This is a genomic window from Pelagicoccus enzymogenes, assembly GCF_014803405.1.
In the GTDB taxonomy this organism is placed as follows: Bacteria; Verrucomicrobiota; Verrucomicrobiia; order Opitutales; family Opitutaceae; genus Pelagicoccus; species Pelagicoccus enzymogenes.
In genome coordinates this window covers 78,209-92,205 of the sequence record NZ_JACYFG010000004.1, presented here as the reverse complement: position 1 = coordinate 92,205, position 13,997 = coordinate 78,209, and the positions used below count along the sequence as shown (strand labels likewise).

10 protein-coding genes are annotated in these 13,997 nt (G+C 55.1%); 3 read left to right on the top strand and 7 right to left on the bottom strand.

Going from position 1 to position 13,997, the window contains the following annotated elements:
- Positions 1-18: 18 nt before the first annotated feature.
- Positions 19-1,137 (bottom strand): Gfo/Idh/MocA family protein, encoded by a 1,119-nt coding sequence (locus IEN85_RS02380; RefSeq protein WP_191615472.1) that lies wholly within the window; start codon positions 1,135-1,137, stop codon positions 19-21.
- A 41-nt stretch (positions 1,138-1,178) separates the two neighbouring features.
- Positions 1,179-2,024 (bottom strand): sugar phosphate isomerase/epimerase family protein, encoded by an 846-nt coding sequence (locus IEN85_RS02375; protein WP_191615471.1) that lies wholly within the window; start codon positions 2,022-2,024, stop codon positions 1,179-1,181.
- Positions 2,025-2,143: 119 nt separating this feature from the next.
- Here IEN85_RS02375 and IEN85_RS02370 point away from each other — a divergent pair, with 119 nt between their 5' ends.
- Positions 2,144-2,881, top strand: coding sequence for an AraC family transcriptional regulator (locus IEN85_RS02370; RefSeq protein WP_191615469.1), 738 nt, complete (start codon positions 2,144-2,146; stop codon positions 2,879-2,881).
- A 114-nt stretch (positions 2,882-2,995) separates the two neighbouring features.
- On the opposite strand, the gene IEN85_RS02365 is transcribed toward IEN85_RS02370, so the two are convergent.
- The 4 genes from IEN85_RS02365 to IEN85_RS02350 all read right to left on the bottom strand — a co-directional run bounded on the left by IEN85_RS02365 (position 2,996) and on the right by IEN85_RS02350 (position 7,114).
- On the bottom strand, positions 2,996-3,922 hold the full coding sequence (locus IEN85_RS02365) for an alpha/beta hydrolase (RefSeq protein ID WP_191615468.1): 927 nt from the start codon (positions 3,920-3,922) through the stop codon (positions 2,996-2,998).
- An 87-nt stretch (positions 3,923-4,009) separates the two neighbouring features.
- Positions 4,010-5,032 carry a glycoside hydrolase family 43 protein gene (locus IEN85_RS02360; RefSeq protein WP_318186571.1) on the bottom strand — a complete coding sequence of 341 codons (1,023 nt, stop codon included), beginning with the start codon at positions 5,030-5,032 and terminating at the stop codon, positions 4,010-4,012.
- A gap of 43 nt (positions 5,033-5,075) precedes the next feature.
- On the bottom strand, positions 5,076-6,260 hold the full coding sequence (locus tag IEN85_RS02355; protein WP_191615466.1) for an alpha/beta hydrolase: 1,185 nt from the start codon (positions 6,258-6,260) through the stop codon (positions 5,076-5,078).
- Between the two features lie 20 nt (positions 6,261-6,280).
- The gene (locus IEN85_RS02350; RefSeq protein ID WP_191615465.1) at positions 6,281-7,114 is read right to left on the bottom strand and encodes a sialate O-acetylesterase; all 834 of its coding nucleotides are present in this window, start codon (positions 7,112-7,114) and stop codon (positions 6,281-6,283) included.
- A gap of 278 nt (positions 7,115-7,392) precedes the next feature.
- Here IEN85_RS02350 and IEN85_RS02345 point away from each other — a divergent pair, with 278 nt between their 5' ends.
- Complete coding sequence (locus IEN85_RS02345; protein ID WP_191615464.1) at positions 7,393-7,641, top strand: hypothetical protein; 249 nt, start codon at positions 7,393-7,395, stop codon at positions 7,639-7,641.
- Between the two features lie 402 nt (positions 7,642-8,043).
- Entirely contained in the window at positions 8,044-11,475 is a 3,432-nt protein-coding gene (locus tag IEN85_RS02340; protein ID WP_224772413.1) for a CRTAC1 family protein, read from the top strand.
- An 8-nt stretch (positions 11,476-11,483) separates the two neighbouring features.
- Here IEN85_RS02340 and IEN85_RS02335 read toward each other — a convergent pair whose 3' ends face one another.
- Complete coding sequence (locus IEN85_RS02335; RefSeq protein ID WP_191615462.1) at positions 11,484-13,931, bottom strand: hypothetical protein; 2,448 nt, start codon at positions 13,929-13,931, stop codon at positions 11,484-11,486.
- Positions 13,932-13,997 lie beyond the last annotated feature (66 nt).

Genomic DNA, 13,997 nt, shown 5'->3' with positions numbered 1-13,997 from the left:
GAGCGAGACGCCTTTGGTTTAGTCCAGCGAGAGCGTAAAATCTGGCATTCTCATCAGCTCGCCGCCTTTCATGGCTGACTCGTGGGCGAGGATGCCCACACAACTGATGTTGGCAGATTCCACCGCATTTGGATACGGATTGGACTTGTCGAGGACCGCTCCGATGAAGTTGTCAACGAGATGCGGGTGCGACCCTCCGTGCCCAGCCCCTTGCGTGAAGGAGAGGTGTTGGTGCTCGTCGGCATCGTAAACGCCGCGCCCCGTGAAATGCTGGATCTCATTCGGCAGGAGATGGGCGTAGTCCGGTACCTTCACCCGCTCTGGGATTTCGGGCTCTGGTTTGCCGAGGGTGTGCAATACAGGGTCTTCACCCTCGATCAACGGCCATTCGTAAGACTTCTTGGAGCCGTATACGTCGAAGCTCTCGCGATATTGACGGGCCGTCTCGAAAAGCGAGCGATAGATGCGAGCGGCCACATCGCTATCCTTCATCTGGATGTGGCAAGACTCGATCGCGAACGGTGACCCATAGACGTTAGCCTGCGCGTCGTCGATCTTTCCGGAACCGACGCACGAAACGCTCTCTGCCAGCTTGCGTTGCAATCCGAGCACGGGTCCTACGCAGTGCGTGGCGTAGTGCATCGGTGGAAGGCCGTCCCAGTACCCTGGCCAACCAGCCATGTCTTGCTGGTGGCTTGCCTGTAGAAATTGGATACGACCCAACTCGCCCTTGTCGTACATCTCTTTCACAAAGAGGTACTCGCGGCTATAGACAACAGTCTCCATCATCATGTAGATAAGACCGGTCTCTTTCGTCAGTTCTACGATTCGTTTGCAGTCTTCGACAGTTGTCGCCATCGGCACCGTACAGGCGACGTGCTTGCCGGCTTCCAGCGCCTTGATGGATTGCGGGCCATGATCAGGAATCGGCGTATTGATGTGCACGGCGTCAACTTCCGGGTCAGCCAGCACGTCTTCGAACGAAGTGTAGCGCTTTGCGATTCCGAACTGGTCGCCAGTCGCATTGAGCTTATCCTCGTTGCGTTGACAGATGGCGTACATTTCAGCCCGTGGGTGGGCTTGGTAGATGGGAATGAATTCGGCTCCAAATCCGAGCCCTATGATTGCAACTTTCATCGTATTCACTTTTTGGGGTTAACCTAGGTCGCCCTTATCTGTCAGGCAGACCAACTCTTTAAAAACTGTAGACCTCTTTTCGCGAACTCGTCTTGGCTCGGCGCGAAGCGTTTCCAGATGCAGACGGCTTCCGCTAAGCTGGAGGTATCGGGCGAAAAACTCTCGATCGATACTGCTGCATCATAGCCGATGCGACGAAGCCCTTCTCGTAAGCCCGTCCAATCGCTATTTCCATCGCCTGGAACGCCGCGGTGGCTATCCGAGACCTGCAGGTGGAGCAGACGTTTTCCTGCTCGCTCGACTGCTTTGCAAAAATCGACTTCCTCGATGTTCATGTGGAAGCTGTCCAGCGAAAGGCCGATGGCCGGATGATCGATTTCGTCAAGCATTCGCAAGGCATCAGCCGCAGTGTTTACCATGTCTGATTCGAAGCGGTTCAGCGGTTCGATACCGAGGCGGACTCCGGCTTCAGCGGCGAAACCCGCCATGCGACGCAAGCCTGCGACGGAGCGGGACCATTCCGCTTGTCTTTCGACTTCTGTGGGCAAACGAGTTTTGGCGACGGGGGCGTAAAGCGGGCCCACCACGAGCGAGCTTCCCCATGTCACTGCTAGCTTGATACACGCCTGCAAGTAGGTTTCGGCAGCTTGAACCTTGATGGGATCGGAACTAGAAATGTCTCGGTCTCCCACGACCGCTGCGCAAACGATCGCCTGAAGACCTGTTTCTTTCAGTGCTGCGGCGATTTTTTCCGGATCAATCGCTTCCGGGTCTTCCACGGGAATCTCAACGCAGTCGAAGCCGAGCTCCGCGATCTTATAGAGCAACGAAACATCGCTGCCGTCGAAAGGTGAGGTCCAAAGCCAAGTGCTCGCTCCAAATTTCATGAAAGGGTAATGGGGTTGAAGGGCTGGGGTCAGCACGTAGCCCGACCCACAACTGTAGTCTAGCGCACCGAAGGAAATACAGCTTGTATCGACTGGCTTAAAAATTGTACTTTTTCGCCATGCTGGAAGTGAAATCTTGGTTTTCGAACATCGATCCCACCGTATCGCTTAACCAGGTTTTCGAGCACCTCCCGGGCATCATGTATTTCGTCAAGGACCGCGAATCCCGCATTCTGATGGGCAATCGCGAATTCGCTCAACGCTGCGGACTGTCCGGGGCCGAGGACCTGCACGGGCAGAGCGATATGGATATCTTTCCCGCCTACATGGCTCGGAAATTTCGAGCCGACGACTTGGAGGTCCTGCGCAGCGGAAAACCCTTATTGAACCTAGTGGAGCTTTTCCCATCGCGCGAGCGCCTTCCCGAGTGGTTCATCACTCAGAAGTTTCCCATGCGTGACGTGAAGGGGAAAACGGTTGGGATTTGCGGTATCGTGCAAAGCTACGAGAGGATTCTGGATCACTCCAACGATGTAATCTTCACCCTCGTAGAATACATTCGCAGCCACTACTCGGAACCGATTTCAATTCCGGAGCTTGCCAAGCGGATTGGGCTTTCGCAGCGACAGCTCGAGCGACGTTTCCAGGAGACTTTTCGAACAACTCCGAGGCAATATATCGTGCGCTTGCGCGTCCTGATCGCCAGCGACCGATTGCTCAACAGTGATACTCCTATTACCGACATCGCGATTGAGTCGGGTTTTTACGATCACAGCAGCTTCATCCGCCACTTTCGCTCAATATTCGAGACGACTCCACTGGTTTATCGGAAGCATCGGCATCTCTCGAAAACGTGAGGCACGCTGAAGTATATTGCGTCCAAGCAATAAATGAAAAAGCGTCGCTCCGAATGGCAGCGACGCTTTTGCGTGAAAGAAACTGAAGATGGAGCAGAAACTGCTCTCGAAAACTTACTTAGCTTCGAGGAAGTCGTTTACTTCCAGCCAGTAGATGAAGGAGCCGAACCACTTGTTGCTGGTGCGGTCGGGGTTGCCGAGTCCGAATCCGTGCCCACCATTCTGATACAGGTGGAATTCGACGGGAACGCCAGCTTTGTGCCATGACTCTATTACGCCGAATTGACCGCGGAAAAGGAAGTCGTCGGTAGCGATGGCGGCGAACATTGGTGGCGCGTCTTCGGGAACTTCTTGCGGTCCCATTCCGCCGTAGATTGGACCGATGAAGGCGAGCTTCATCTTTTCGGAATTTAGCGTACAGTGCATGGTCAGACCAGCACCAGCCGAAAAGCCGATCATGCCAATGCGGTCCGTGTCGACGCCCCATTCTTCGGCTCGCTCGATGATCATGTCGTAGGCTGCTTCGGCGTCTTCGAGTTGATTTGATAGATCCCACTGCGGGCGTGGGGGATTGTCGCCGCTGCCGGCCGAAGAGAATGTGCGGTTCATGCTGCGCTCCAAATCCTCGATGGTCGCTCCGGTTGGGCGTAGTCGGTATTTGAGTACGAATGCGGCGATACCTTGTTCGTTGAGGGCCTCGGCGATTTCCCAGCCTTCGTTGCCCATAGATAACCAGCGGAAACCTCCGCCGGGGGCTACGATTACTGCGGCTCCATTCGCTTTTTCAGGATCAGGCAGGAACGGAGTCAGTGTCGCTTCGGAGATATTGCGAGCCATGGGATCTCCCCATTGGCGGAACCAGCTCTCTGGATTTTCCTGACCTTCGACGCCTCCGGTGTTGAGGGGAATGGCGTTAGGCTCGTCCGGGCGATCGAGGGGATAGATTTTTCCGTCTTGGGCGATGGCTGTCGCAGAGACTGCAAGCGTCAGCGTGAAAATAGCTGATTTGGTTAGATTGAGTACGGTATTGGGTAGTGTCATTGTTTTGCGATAGGGTTGAATTATTTTTAGTAAATTACAGCGCGTTGCAGTCTGTAGGAATTTTGGATACAGCTATTCAAGATGTGCCTAATCGATGGCTATTTCCTTTTTGATTGCGAGGGTGTCGCCTAGGTCGTCGATTTCGAAGAAGCGTGCTCGCTCGACTTTGCGGTTGGGTTGGTGGATGACCATGACGAGGCGTCCGTCGAAGGTGTTGAATAGCATTGGGTGTCCTCCATCGTCGGACCAGAGCGGATCGGGGAGCTGTTCCCAAGGTCCGAAAACGCTGCCACTTTGCGATCGGGCAATCCCAACGGCATACTTGGTCGGGCCATAACTGGACCAGAGCATGAGCAACGTTCCGTCTTTGGTGTAGTGGAGCCAGTTTCCGTCGCTCACGTAAGCGTGGTATCGCTTTCCTTGATACAGTTCGCCTATATCCCCGCGGCAGCGAACCCAAGGCGCTTCCGATGCATGGAAGAGGAGCTTTGGATTCCCGACGGGACGGGAGAGGTCTTCGCTGAGTTGTACGATGTCGAAACTGCCGTCTGTGATCTGGGCCCACTCGTGGCAGAAAACCATGTAGGGAACGCCGTCCTCAACCCAGAGGCTGCCGTCCAGGGCCATCCAGTCGTGGGGAGTTTGTGGGCCGTTCTCGAAAGGTTCAAAAGGACCGAGCGGAGAGTCGGCCACGAGGATCTCTGTGCCGCGCCGCACGTTTTGCGGACGGCCTGGCGGGGTGGGAAGGGTCTCCTTGGAGGTGACGGTGGTGAACAGGTAGTAGCGACCTTTGTACTCATGCACTTCCGGGGCCCAGACTGTTTCGCGTCCCCAGTGGTCCTCGGGAATTTCCCAGACTGGAACGGGGTCTTCCCAGTTTTTCAGATCCTTGCTGCGGAAAACCATCACAGCCTTACGCTCGATGTTGCCATCGAAAATACCGGAAGTGGTGGTGCCGTAGATGTAGTAGGTTTTCGAGGACGGGTCAGGCAGCACAAAGGGATCGCGGATGCGAATATCAGATCGGTCGGTTGTTTCGGCGAGGCTCATCGTAGCGAACGCAATCGTCTGGATAATAAAAAGTGGGGTGCGGCGTAAGGTTTGGAACACGGAAAGAGAGAGAATGGTGGGGAATAAGGGGTAAAGGGCTTTGTTACTGCTTTCTCCAGAGGTTGGGCAGGAAGTCCTCGTGTAAAAGGGCCCGCCATGTTGCCCAGTCGTGGGCGGTGTATCCAGCGACAGAATACTCGTACTCGATGTCGTGAGCCTTGAGGGAGTCGATGAGGGCTTGGACGCGTTCGTTCCAGCGGCCTTCCGCTTCCATTTTCCCTTGGCCGATGAATAGGTAGTCGACTTTCTGGTTGGCCATAGGGTCGTTCAGGAAGTCGGCGAGGACTTCCTCGGCATCCGTCATGCCCGCGCTGAGGATTCCAAAGGAGCCGAATAGATCGAGTGAGTTGAGCCCGACTAGCATGGCGTGTCGACCGCCCATCGAAAGACCGGAGAGGGCGCGTCCGCTCGGATTGGGGATGGTGGAGTAGTTGGCGTCAATTAGTGGGATTACTTGTTCGCGCAGTTCGCGTTCGAGGATGTCGAAGCTGAGTTGGCGGTGCTGGGGATGGTTGCGGTGGATGACTTGGTTGTTTGGAATCACCATTATCATAGGCTCGGCTTTTCCTTCCGCGTAAAGGTTGTCCAAAATGAAGTTGGCCCGCCCGTCGTGTATCCAGTTATGGGGGAGTTCGCCGCTGCCACCCATGAGGTAGAGGACGGGGTATTGAATAGATGAGTCGTATCCAGGAGGCGTATACACGTAGAGATCGCGTTCGCCTTGGGTAACGTCCGAGTGGTAAATGTGCCTAGTGATGGCACCGTGAGGGACGTTCTTGGCATCGTAGTAAGCCGGACCGTCGCCGTGCACGACCACTTGGCTGTAGGGCGGCATGCCGGTGAAGGATGCTATGGTATTGGATGGGTCAGCGACCTGGACGCCATCGACCTGCACGAGGTATGCGTAGATGTCGGGACGGACGGGCCCTACGGTCAGTGTCCAAATGCCGTTTTCACCTTTTTCGAACGGCAGGGTATCGTTCCAGTTTCGGCCGAATGCGGCGAGGATGGCTCCGTTGAGGGCGACCGTTTCTGCTTTCGGAGCTTTGACGCGGAAGGTGACGGTTCGGTCGTCGTGGACCTCGGGCGAATTGAGCGGGGCGCTGAAGGGCGTTAGGTTTTCCGTGTTTTCTTGAGGATTCCAGTCGAGGTTTACGTTGGCCTGTTGGGCGTGGCAAGTGGCACAGGCCAATAGGGCGAAGGCGGCGAAGATGGGGTAAGGGCGCATGATTAGTATTGGATATTTGGTTACTGTACCAATAGTGGTAAAATCGTGTCGGCGTAACGGGTGCCCAGCATTTTGTAGCCTTCGGGAGAGAAGTGGAGGTCGTCTACCGTGTCCGGGCATCCAGCGGAAGAAACGATGTGAGCGGTGGGAATGGTTTCGGGAAGGGTGCGGATGATCTCGTTCATGCTGGCGCACTTTCCGTATTGGTCGGCTGCAACGACCTCGCCTGCGATCAGAGGAACGTCTTCGGGCTTGAGGCCAAGATCGTTGAGGAGGTTCAGGTATACGGTCTTCACCTTGTGGGGCCACTCCTTATCGCCGGTGTTGGATTCGCCCTGATGCATGAGTATGCCCTTTATGACGCCGTCCCTTTGAGCGAGCTTGCCCATCTCGACTAGGCGAGCGTAGGGATCCTTGTCGTAGGCGCTGGAAATGTTGTGTAGCCAGTCGGGAGCATCGGCGAGGTAGGCCGCGCGCGCGGCTTCGTCGAAGAGTTCGATCTTGGTGCCGCCGACGGCGACGTTGATGACGCCGACTTTTTTGTTTTCAGGTAGGGCCTCGACGAGAGCCCGGCCAAAGTAGTCGGCTGGGCTGAGGCCTGCGGAGGGGCGACTTAGCGGAGGGGTCGCGGTGTACCAGCTGCCTTTTGCCCGTCCCAGCTCTGGGAAGTCTACGGCAGCGAGGACCTGGAAACGTGGGTCGACAGGACCTTTTTCCGATTCCGGAATGCCTGGGAATCCCTCCATATTCGATTGGCCGAAGCAGAGGAATATGTAAAAGTCTTCGTCCTGCGCATGCATTTCAGCGATAGTGGCGCAGGTCAGAAGGCTAAAAATCGAGAGTAGGTACTTCATAATATCGATCTTTTTGACAAAGCATTAGCTTTTGTGTATCCAAAAGTAATATACGTGATTCGGTATCAGGTTTTGGGGGCGTTTCGAAATGGAAACGAGATGTTGAATCTTGAGTTCCGTTTTTGTTGGAGTGTTGCAGATGAGAACGATGCGGAAGGCACAATGATGTTCGCTGCTTGGGAATGGGTACGTGCGAGTCGGAATTTCCTCATCGTGAACATTAGTTCATCCTTGGAACGCTTAGAAGTAAACGCTGCAGGCATCTCTATAAATAGAATATGCCGAATGGGGCTGTTGGCTATATCCAAGGTTATAGATTTTATTTACTAAACCAAATGGGGCTTTATTTGTCTACTGTTGAAGCAGGTCCTCCAGCCTCGTGTTTTCCTTTTCGTTCAATGCCGGTTTTCGAGGGGCGGTTTTTCAATATTCCGAATGGCTGGCTATTGTTTGCCTTTCATTCGATAGCGGGTGCGGGTCGCGATGAATCGCTTGTTGGCCCACTGATGCAAAAGGGCATCTTGTAGAACCTGTATTCGCACGTTGACTTTAATCATGTCGGTTCGCATGGGCCCCAAAGGCGAGAGCGTGGTCGAATTTAGGACTCCAATGGGAGGATTTGGCCGGTGCCCCTCTGGGAGGAGTGCGAGATGACTGAATTCGCGAGTTTTTGATGGGATAGTTCGCTGCTCGGTCAAGACTTGGAACGGTTTGAGTTTGGCGAGGGGGACAATTCAGTTGCGAAGCGATTTTCGATGTCCTTCAATCTGTCTTGCTTAAGCATGACACGCACTGATTCGATCGCTCTCGTAACAATTGCCTTACTATCGTCTAGCGCGGTATCTGGACAAAAGGCGTTTTCCAAGCTTATCGAAAAAACGGAATTCTCCGTGCCCTCCGAATCTAGGGCCTCGACCCTTTTTACCAAGTTGGACCCGAACGATACGGGGCTTGTGGTCGACAACGCCTATGATGATCCAGAGATGTGGGGAACTCGCTATCGGGAGTACATGGGCGGCAGCATGGGTTCGGGAATCGCGGCGGGCGACTACGATGGTGACGGGAAGCTCGACCTTTACGTGTCGACGAAGACGAAGCCAGGCCGCCTTTTCCGTAATCTGGGCGACTGGAGGTTCGAGGATGTAACTGAAGAGGCTGGGCTAGCTGAGGAGTCTGGGGTGATGAGTTGGTTGAGGAACGCGGTTTCTTCGGACGACGAGGTCGTTTGGCGTCAAGGGGCGGTGTTCGCGGATATCGACAATGATGGAGACAAGGACCTCTACGTCTGTCGAAATGGAGCCCCGAATCTACTCTATGTAAATCAAGGAGACGGTACCTTTGAGGAGGAGGGCGAAAAACGCGGTCTGGGATTGTCTGATGGCAGCGTTTTAGGGGCCTTTGCCGATTACGATCGAGATGGATGGCTGGATGTGCTCGTGCTCACAAACCAAATGGATGGGACCGAGTCGAATGGTCGCTTGGACCGCCTCTACCGCAACACAGGGGGCGGGCTATTTGTGGAGACTACAAAGGAGGCGGGAGTCTCTGGAGATACCTTCGGCCACGCTGTCATTTGGTTCGACTACAATGAGGACCTTTGGCCTGATTTCTACATCGCCAACGACTATGCAGGTCCCGACTATTTGTATCGGAATAACGGAGACGGTAGCTTTACCAACGTTGTCGACCAAGTGGCCCCACATACCTCGTACTCGACGATGGGTCTGGACACGGCTGATGTGGACAACAATGGGCATATCGACATCTTCCTCGGCGACATGGCGGCGACCTCGCGTGAGACAGAGATGCGTCGCAAGCCAGCAGCGTCAAAGGAGGATTTGCTTAGAATGGGAGGCGGCATTCATGTGGCTCCTCAGTATACGCGGAACTCACTCTTGCTCAACATGGGTACGGATTCCTTTTGGGAAGCGGCTTGTTGGGCGGAACTGGACGCGACGGATTGGACATGGTCGGTTCGTTTCGAGGATTTCGACAATGACGGTTGGATGGATCTTCACGTGACCAATGGCATGGTCCGGGAGGCGAACAACAGCGATCTGTTGGCCCGTATGATGCAAGCGCGTTCCATGCCGCAGCGGATCGCCGTTATGAATCGCTCGCCACGTTTGGAGGAATCGAACTTAGCCTTTCGCAGTTTAGCTGGAGGGCGTTTCGAAGATGTAACCAAGAATTGGGGACTTGAGGACGTCGGGGTGAGTTTCGGAGCGGCGATGGGCGATTTTGATAGGGATGGGGACATGGATATTGTGTACCTAAACCACGGAGGAGGTCTCAGCGTTTACCGGAATGACGTTGCGGGGGGGAATCGCATACAGGTTCGCCTGCGCGGGGGCGAGTCGAACCGGGATGCATTGGGTGCGCTTGTAAAGGTCGAAACGAGGTCGGGGGTACAGGTGAGGGATTTAGCTTCGGCCCGTGGCTATTCCTCAGGCAGCGAATTGGTGACTCATTTCGGTCTTGGCTCGGAATCTGAGATTGAACGACTTACGGTCCAATGGCCATTGGGGGGAGCCCAGGTCTTTGAGAAGCTTGATGCGAACTTTGCTTATCTAATCGAGGAAGAGGGGGCAGCGCGCGATGGACCAGTAAAGGTTCAGGGAGAGCCGCTTTTTGTTCCTCGGGCCGAGGATTATGGCTTGAAGTTCGTGGACGAGTCGGGACTTGCGATATCCGACCAAGAGCAGTTCCTGCTTCCGTTTCGCACCGATCGACATGGTCCTGCTTTGGCAGTGGGGGATGTCGACGGCAATGGACGGGAGGATGTCTATGTGGGCGCCACGACTGGTTCCGCTGCTCGATTGTTATTGTCTAAGGACGGTGGATACGAGCAGGTCGCCGTCTCGGGTTTGGGTGCTTCTGCGGTCGAGGACGGGCCGGTCATGCTTTTCGATGCCAACGGAGATGGAGCTGAGGATCTGCTGGTGACAAAGGCGAGCGCTAAATCGGAGCTATGGCCGCAGGGTTTTGAGCCTTTGATCTATTCCAACGATGGCAAAGGAAAATTCTCAAAGACGAACTGGTTGCCTCGTCTCTCTATCAACGTGGGAGCGGCGGCGCTAGGCGACGTAGATGGCGATGGCGATTTGGATCTCTTTCTGGGAGCCCGTTCGATTCCCGGCGAGTATCCGGCTAGTCCGCGTAGTTTCTTGTTGTTGAGGCAGGGGGGACGCTTTGTTGTAAGCGAGGTCGCCGGGTTGGATGATATTGGTTTGGTTAAGAGTGCCTTGTTTCGCGATATCGACATGGATGGCCGTCCGGACCTGATCGCAGCTTTGGAGTGGGATACGGTCCGCTACTTCCGTAACGCGGGCGGCGGTGTCTTTGAAGACAGGACGGAGGCTGCTGGTTTCGATAGTGGCCTTCGCGGCTGGTGGAATGGCTTGGCGAGCGGCGATTTCAATGGAGATGGCCGACTTGACTTCGCAGTCGGTAACCTAGGATTGAATACGACCTATGAAGCTTCTCGGGAAGCTCCGGCGAGCTTGTACTACGGACCCTTCGGCGCTAGCAACCAGAGAGTGATCGCGGAAGCGGTGTACGAAGATGGGACGCTGTATCCGCTGAGGGCTCGTGGAGATATAGGCAGTCGGCTCGGACATGCCCTCCGACGCTTTCCGCGGAGTGATGACTATGCGAAAGCCACTTTGGAAGAAGTCTTCGGAGTTCGTGCTTTGGATGCAGCTGAAGTTTTCGAAGCTGACAGTTTTCTTTCGGGCGTGTTTCTTAGCCAAGAAGGTGGGCGCTATGAATTTTCCCCTTTTCCGCCGAGGGCCCAGATCGGGCCGATTTTGGGATTGCTGGCCGAGGACTTCGATGGGGATGGTTATTTGGATGTGTTTGCCAGCCAAAATACGGACGTAGCGACGCCTAGCTTCCATGGGGGAGCGGGTCTGTTCCTAGCCGGTAAAGGCGACGGACGTTTTGAAGTCTTAGAGCCGAGTCGCTCAGGAGTGTCGATACAGGGGAACGGGCGAGCGGCTGTGGTTTTGGATGCTGCGGGAGATGGCAAGCCGGGAGTTTTTTCGACGCGGCATCGTGGCGAAAGCGTCTATCTTGAAAATAAGAGTAACGCGGCGAATTGGCTGGCTATTCATCTGACGGGTTCCGCAACAAACCCAAACGCAGTGGGTGCGCAACTAATGTTTGTCTACGAAGATGGATACGAGCGAATTCAAGAAGTAGGTTCGGGCGGGGGCTGGATGTCACAAGGATCGGCGCTTCTTTGGGTGGCTCATTCGAAGGAGCGCAGGCTTGCGAGGGTTGCTGTACGATGGACGGATGGGCAAGTAAGCGAATTGAGCGAGATCCCTGAAAATGGCCTTTGGGAAATCGTGAAGTAGTGGATAGCCTACTGCTGAAACTCAGCTTGCTGTTGCTTCGGAAGTAGGCTTATGGCATAGGCTTTGACTTCTGGATCGGGAAAGTCGGCCTTGAGTGCCTTTGAGAGAAGGAGCAGGTTCGTTAGGGAGCCGGTTGGAAGGCGTCGAACGCGATCTGTAGTGATTTCCTCGAGACAGATCCCTAGCTGCGTTTTCGTTTCGGGAATACGCTTAGCGTTGGCGAGAACTATAGAGGCGCTCACGCGGAAATTCCAAGGGAGGTAGAAGTCGGTTCCGGCATTGATGGATCCAATGATTTTGTCAGCGGCGAGTTTTAAGCCTTGAGGGTCGCCGCGAGCTATAGCGAGTTGTGCTGTGGCTATGTGGGTAACGAGTTCATCGGGAAAATTGTTGGCGAGCGCTTCTTGGGCCATGACGGCGAGTTGGCGGCGACCAGTATCCAAAAAGTACTCAAAGAGACTGGCGATAGCGCTGGAGTTGTCCTGTACTTCGCCCACACGGTAGATGGTAACCCATTCGTTTTCGAAGCCTGGCACAACTGGAAGCTGGAAGGCTACGGGATAGAGCCAGCGTGGGGCGAGCCAGCGGTTCAGCAGCGCTATGAAGGAGTTTTCGGGATGCTCGGTGCCGAGACGAGCGTACTCTTCAAGGAAGGTGTCCCAAGAGGGGTGGACGATGAAGCTGACCTCGCGTCCTTCTGAAAGCGCGTGCGCTTCGTCTGCGGTCGAGGCGGCGGAAAGCCGGACTGCGGTGGAAAAACCTTCAACGTTTTCTGGATACGGTGTACCGAGACCGCGAAGGCCTCCATAGTACGAAAGCGTAGCGCTCACGGTGGGCGGAGCGAGAGCGACTTCTCCAGGCATGGCCCCTCGTCTGGCAAGCCATTGCGCGAGGTGGCGCTCGATGAGGCTTTCGAAATCCTTGGTTTCGACTAGGTTGTCCGATGCTTTCCCGATACCGGAGTAGGAGAGGGAGAGTCCGAGCAAGGCGGCGAATCCAATGGTCGAGCCTAGGCTCCACTTGAGGGCTTGGCTGACGTGTTTGCTCGTCAGGGCGGTTGTTGCAAGGAGGAGTGTGAGAGCGGCCACTTGATTCCACCAGCCGAGTCGCGAGAATGCGAATACAGCGGCGAGTAGGACGGGGCCGAGAATTATTAACAGCGCCCGGTTCTCGGCATTTGCGAGTTTCGTCGTGAACAGATGGAATGCAAGGGAGATTAGGGTGGCAAGCGGGAGCAAAGTGGCAATCAGCATGAGGCCGGTTCCGTCTTGTTTGATCCACTCAACGAAACCTGCTGCGTCTGGGCCAATGGGTAGACGCGTTAGTTTTATGGATACAGGATTCAAGCTCCATCCTTCCACGGAGGAGTTTACGCTGCTGATGTAGGCGAGGCCTGCTATTGGGAGCAAGCAAAGGACGGTTATGGTAACCTTGCGGCGAGTTGAGCCTTTATTTGGCATGGACAGAAAACGTAGTAGCTCTCCGGAGCCTAACCATGCTGCAGAGTAGAGCGGGTGGATAAAGTCGGACTGCCAGGACGCTTCGTCCGCGATAGCGGGAGCTCGATCTATGAGCCATGCCACGAGGGTGGTGGAAGCTCCTGCAAGTGCCCAGGCTCTCCATGGTAGCGGATCTGATTCTGCTTGGCGGGAGTTTAAGAAAGCGAGCAAGATGCCGGACAGGACTATTCCGATTAAGAGGGGCAAGGTCCCCGCAATGCCTATCCACATCCCGAGGCCGGCAAGCAGGCCGCTTGCGGTGAAGAGGCGCCGTCGCTTAGAAAGCGATGTGGGGGCGTTTGGGGGTAAGGGGGTTGGGACGGCGACCAGGAGGGTGGCTATGGCGCCGAGATGGCAAGCGATGAGAACGGAGGATTCGCCGGGCTGACCTGGGGCGAAGGCGGTACTCAAAGGGAAGAGGCTTACAAAGCCGGCTGCAAAAAAGCTCGCCGGCAATGTACCGAAATGGCGCTTGATGAACCAAGCGAGCAAAAGAAGAGTCGCTACTTGTAGGATGGGATCGGCCCAAAGTGCAGCTTTTTCGACCGATACGCCTGTCGGATTCCCGGTGAGGAGGCTGTTCAGGAACGCTATGCTCCCGAGATACCACCGGTAAAGCGAGGAGGTTCGAACGCTTCGTCCGTCTGGGGCATTGTCGTAGTCGACGTGACGAAGTAGTAGCGTGTCTTCTTCGAAGAGCTGCTGGACCTGCATGATCCATTGAATGCTGTTCGTGTTTTTTTCGGGAACGACGAGTTTACGGAAGCCGTTTTCGTATCCAGTGGGTGAAGACGCGTCGATTGCAATTTCGTCTCCTCCGGCAAGATTTGAAACGTGGTCTATCTGCTTGATGCGGGAGGAGTGAGCGAAAAGCAGCAGTAGCGAGGACGCCGCTAAGGCGAGTAGCCAGCCTTTGGAGCTCAGGAATGTTGTTTGTGTCTTTGGGGCTTGAGTCACGAGTTATGGGTCTTGTCGGTGGAGGAAATTAACTGCCGGACGCACGAGAGGTGCAAGAGCGCAGTG